This window comes from Pantoea sp. CTOTU49201 (assembly GCF_032054795.1).
Classification (GTDB): domain Bacteria; phylum Pseudomonadota; class Gammaproteobacteria; order Enterobacterales; family Enterobacteriaceae; genus Pantoea; species Pantoea symbiotica.
This window is the reverse complement of record NZ_DAMBSA010000382.1, coordinates 1-4,453: the sequence shown is the minus strand read 5'-3', so window position 1 is coordinate 4,453 and position 4,453 is coordinate 1. Positions and strand designations below refer to the sequence as shown.

General features: G+C 56.2%; 4 protein-coding genes. 2 read left to right on the top strand and 2 right to left on the bottom strand.

Annotated features, from left to right (window positions below):
* Together RTY00_RS20490 and yegD are read left to right on the top strand one after the other, a co-directional pair.
* The coding region (locus tag RTY00_RS20490; RefSeq protein ID WP_312665885.1) for a diguanylate cyclase domain-containing protein at positions 1–1,016 on the top strand (1,016 nt) is incomplete at its 5' end.
* Between the two features lie 77 nt (positions 1,017–1,093).
* Complete coding sequence (gene yegD / locus RTY00_RS20485; protein ID WP_312665883.1) at positions 1,094–2,446, top strand: molecular chaperone; 1,353 nt, start codon at positions 1,094–1,096, stop codon at positions 2,444–2,446.
* A gap of 72 nt (positions 2,447–2,518) precedes the next feature.
* Here the strand turns inward: yegD and RTY00_RS20480 are convergent, their stop codons facing one another.
* Complete coding sequence (locus RTY00_RS20480; protein ID WP_312665881.1) at positions 2,519–3,853, bottom strand: carbohydrate porin; 1,335 nt, start codon at positions 3,851–3,853, stop codon at positions 2,519–2,521.
* A 218-nt stretch (positions 3,854–4,071) separates the two neighbouring features.
* Positions 4,072–4,453: aldo/keto reductase (locus RTY00_RS20475; protein ID WP_312665879.1), on the bottom strand; the 382-nt coding region annotated here is incomplete at its 5' end.

The window sequence follows — 4,453 nt, the reverse complement described above, 5'->3', positions numbered from 1 at the left end:
ACGTGCGTTCTGAGGCCGACCGCATTCTGAGTCAGGATGGGCAGATCGAACGTATGCTCGGCATCTGTCAGGACATCACGCCGCTGCGCGCGCTGAATGAAGCGCTGTTCCAGGAAAAAGAGCGCATGGCGATCACCCTCGACTCCATCGGCGAAGCGGTGATCAGTACCGATGATGAAATGCGCGTTACCTTTATGAATCCGGTGGCCGAAACGCTGAGCGGCTGGCCGCAGGAAAAAGCGGCGGGCGTGCCGATTACCGAGCTACTCAACATTACGCGCGGCGCGAGTGGGCCACGCGTGGACAACCTGTTGCTGTGCCAGCTGCCTGGCGAAAAAATCTCCCCCGATCTCGATGAAGAGCTGGTGCTGCACACGCCAGACGGCACGCGCGTCGAGATTCACTACAGCATTACGCCGCTGAAAACCCTGACCGGCGCCAGCATCGGCGCGGTAATGGTTATTCAGGATGTCAGTGAATCGCGCAAGGTGATGAAGCGCCTGAGCTACAGCGCCTCACATGACATGCTGACGCGCCTACCGAATCGTCACAGCTTCGAGCAGCGTTTAAAGCAGCTGGTGAACGATGCGGCGGCCAATAATAGCCATCACGTACTGGTGTTTATCGATCTGGATAAATTCAAAGCGGTAAATGATACCGCTGGCCACGCCGCCGGTGATGCGCTGCTGCGCGAACTGGCGGAGCTGATGCCGCATCATCTGCGCAGCAGCGATATGCTGGCGCGTTTGGGCGGCGACGAGTTTGGCGTGTTGCTGCCAAATTGCGAAGTGGATCAGGTGCGTGACGTGGTGCAGCGCATTGTCACCGCCGTGAGCGAATACCGCTTTATGTGGCAGGATCAGCCTTACCACGTCGGCGCGAGTGCCGGCATCACGCAAATTGATCAACGCAACTGCATCAGCAATGTGGTGATGTCACAGGCTGATGTCGCCTGTTACAGCGCAAAACACGCGGGCCGTGGTCAGTATCACGTTTATCAGGAAGTGCAGATGTAATCTGCCACGTCTGCCCATTGCCAGCCCGCGCTGGCTGCGCTAAAGTCGCCCCCTTTTTTCCGGCATGGGGGATAAATATGTTTATCGGATTCGATTACGGCACAGCAAACTGCTCAATTGCGGTCAGCGATAATGGCACGCCGCGCCTGCTGACACTGGAGAATGGTCAGCGCCTGCTTCCCTCCATGATTTGTGCACCAACGCGTGAAGCGATCAGCGAATGGCTGCATCGCCATCATCAGGTTCCGACGCCAGACAGCGAAGGCACCGCCTTATTGCAGCGTGCGCTGCGTTATAACCGCGAAGAAGATATCGACGTCACGCCAGGCAGCGTGCAGTTCGGTTTGACTGCGCTGCAGCAATACATGGTCGATCCCGAAGAAGTGTGGTTCGTGAAATCACCGAAATCCTTCCTCGGCGCTAACGGTCTGAAGCCGCAGCAGATCGCTTTCTTTGAAGATCTGGTGTGCGCCATGATGCTGCACATTCGTCAGCAGGGTGAAACCCAGCTCGATCGCCCGATTGAGCAAGCGGTGATTGGTCGCCCGATTAACTTCCAGGGTTTAGGCGGTGAAGAGGCTAACCAGCAGGCGCAAGGCATTCTGCTGCGTGCGGCACAGCGCGCCGGTTTCCGTGACGTCGAGTTCCAGTTTGAGCCGGTGGCGGCGGGCCTGGATTTTGAAGCCACGCTGCAGAAAGAGACGCGCGTGCTGGTCGTCGATATCGGCGGCGGCACCACCGACTGCTCAATGCTGCTGATGGGCCCGGAATGGCGGCACAAAACCGATCGCCGTGAAAGTTTGCTCGGCCACAGCGGATGCCGCGTGGGCGGAAACGATCTCGACATTATGCTGGCGTTCAAAACCCTGATGCCGCTGCTGGGCCTCGGTGGCAATACGCAAAAAGGCACCGCGCTGCCTGCGTTGCCGTGGTGGAATGCGGTCGCGATCAACGACGTCCCGGCGCAAAGCGACTTCTATTCTGCAGCCAGCGGAAAACTGCTGCGCGATTTGATTCGCGATGCCGAACACGGTGACAAAGTATCGCACCTGCTGAAAGTGTGGCAGCAGAAGCTGAGTTATCGTCTGGTGCGTGCGGCGGAAGAGAGCAAGATTGCGCTGTCCGAAGTAAAAGAAACCGACGCCTCGCTGGCGTTCATCGCCGCCCAATTACAGGCGCAGATCAGCGCAGCGCAGCTGGAAGAAGCGATCAACCAACCGCTGGAACGGATTCTGGAGCAAGTGCATCTGGCGCTCGCCACCTGCGAAACCAAGCCAGAAGTGATTTATCTCACCGGCGGTAGCGCTCGTTCGCCGGTGCTGCGCGCCGCGCTGCAACAGGCGCTGCCCGATACGCCAATTGCCAGCGGCGATGACTTCGCCTCGGTGACCGCTGGCCTCGCCCGCTGGGCCGAAGTGATGTTCAGATAAAAGTCAGGGCGGCCTCATTGCCGCCCTGCTTTACGTTGTAGGGTCGCCATTCATGGCGACCCATCTTAAAGATTAGAAATTCACGTTCGCACTGATCCCGCCAACAAACGCATCTTTCACTTCGCTCACCGCACCCGGCGCAACCACATATTGCAGGTTCGGACGCAGCTGCAGCCATTTGGTCAGCTGAGCGTTGTAGTAGATCTCATAGTTGTACTCTGAGCCATCCTGAATCGGCAGATAGGTTGGGCTGTTGAAGTCCGTCTCGCCGTTAGCGTTGTTTTGCTCACGCAGAGAACGCGTGTAAGCGCTGTTAACGTGAATACGCGCCGCACCGACACCAATCTCATCCTGCGGACGCGCATCAAACGGCCCTTTCCAGGTGAAGCTCACCGACTGATAGTTATCGGTTTTCGAGGTTTTGTGGTCGTTCATCACCGCTTGTACGGTGACGCCCAAGCCACGGCTGGCATCGCCGCCTTGTGCAGTCAACTGCTGTTGCAACAGCACGTAGCCGCCATAGGCGTGATCCTGGCTTTGATACGCGCCATCGCGCCAGCTGCCGTAGTTGTCGCCGTTAGCCGAAGAGTAGTAATAACCGATACGATAATTACCTGGCAGCTTGTCTGCGCCTAAGGTCGGTTTCCAGCCCAACTCTACCGGCACCATATTGCCTTCGGAGTTGCTGGTATCAAGGCGGAAGCCGTCACCGCGATCGTAGTTGGCACTGTTCTGATTATAGAAACCGACCTGGAAGAATACTTCAGGCGTGATGTTCACTTTCACGCGGCCGCCCCATTGGGAAACTGGCCAGTTGAACCAGCGATCGCCACGCCAGTTACCTGCCTGGCCGCTACCAAATGCCAGGTTCTGGAACTTACTGTCAAAGTTATCGAAATCTTCACCAACGGTCACACGACCGGCTTTCAGGTTCACTGTGTTATCGAACAGACCCTGGCTCAACCAGAATTGGGTTAAGCGCCAGGTTTGGCCGCGTCCGTACACTTCCTGAGGTGATGACAACATGCCAGTACGCGAATCGCCGGCCTGATCGGCGATGTTCTGACCATTACGATCGGTAATCGTCACCTGGAATTGGGCATCCTGCCAGTTGAGCAGTTTTTCCAGGTCGAAGTTTGCGCCAAACGCCCACTGATCGCTGTAGCGCATGGTGGTGTTGGTATCAGCACCGCCTGCCAGGTTGGAGCCGGTTTCCATGGTGTAGTTAACGTCGAATTTAATGCCGTCGTTTTCCAGCTGCGTTCGGTAACCGCCCCAATCACCAAACATATATGGAGAGTCGTAACTGAAAGCATCAGCGGCCAGCGCAGATGCACTCAGCATCGCAAACATCAGGGTTCCCGCTGCCAGGCGGGGTAAATGCTGCACTGCTTCTTTTCTGTTCATGATGGTTATTCTTATATGAAGTTACTGGAATGGATCGAACAGAGGATAGTGCTGAGGATTTGTCAGTTTTTGCAAATATGTGCGCAGTTAACCTGAGGTTGATAGTGCGTTAGCGCAATTGTGACGCCTGTCTATGATTGAAAATCTTTTGGCGAAAATGGCATTTTTTGTGAGGCAGAGCAGGAAAAAGGCGGGACGCCGCAGCGTCCCTGAAAACATTACAATTTGCTGGCGCTCGCCAGCTCTTCGATCTCTTGCTTGCTGAGTTCCAGCTGAGTAGCTTTCACCAGCTCATCCAGCTGCTCCAGTGAAGTGGCACTGACAATGGGCGCGGTGATGCTTGGGCGCGCAATCTGCCACGCCAGCGCGACCTGCGTCGCCGACACATCATGCGAGGCGGCGACATCTTCTAATGCTTCAACGATGCGCTTACCGCGTTCATTCAGATATTTATCCACGATGCCCTGCCCGCGCTTACTTTTGCTGGCATCTTCTGGCTTTTTATATTTCCCGCTGAGGAAACCACTGGCCAGCGAATAGTAGTTAATCACGCCGAGGCCATTTTTCACCGCGACCTGCTCCAGACCGCTTTCGTACTCC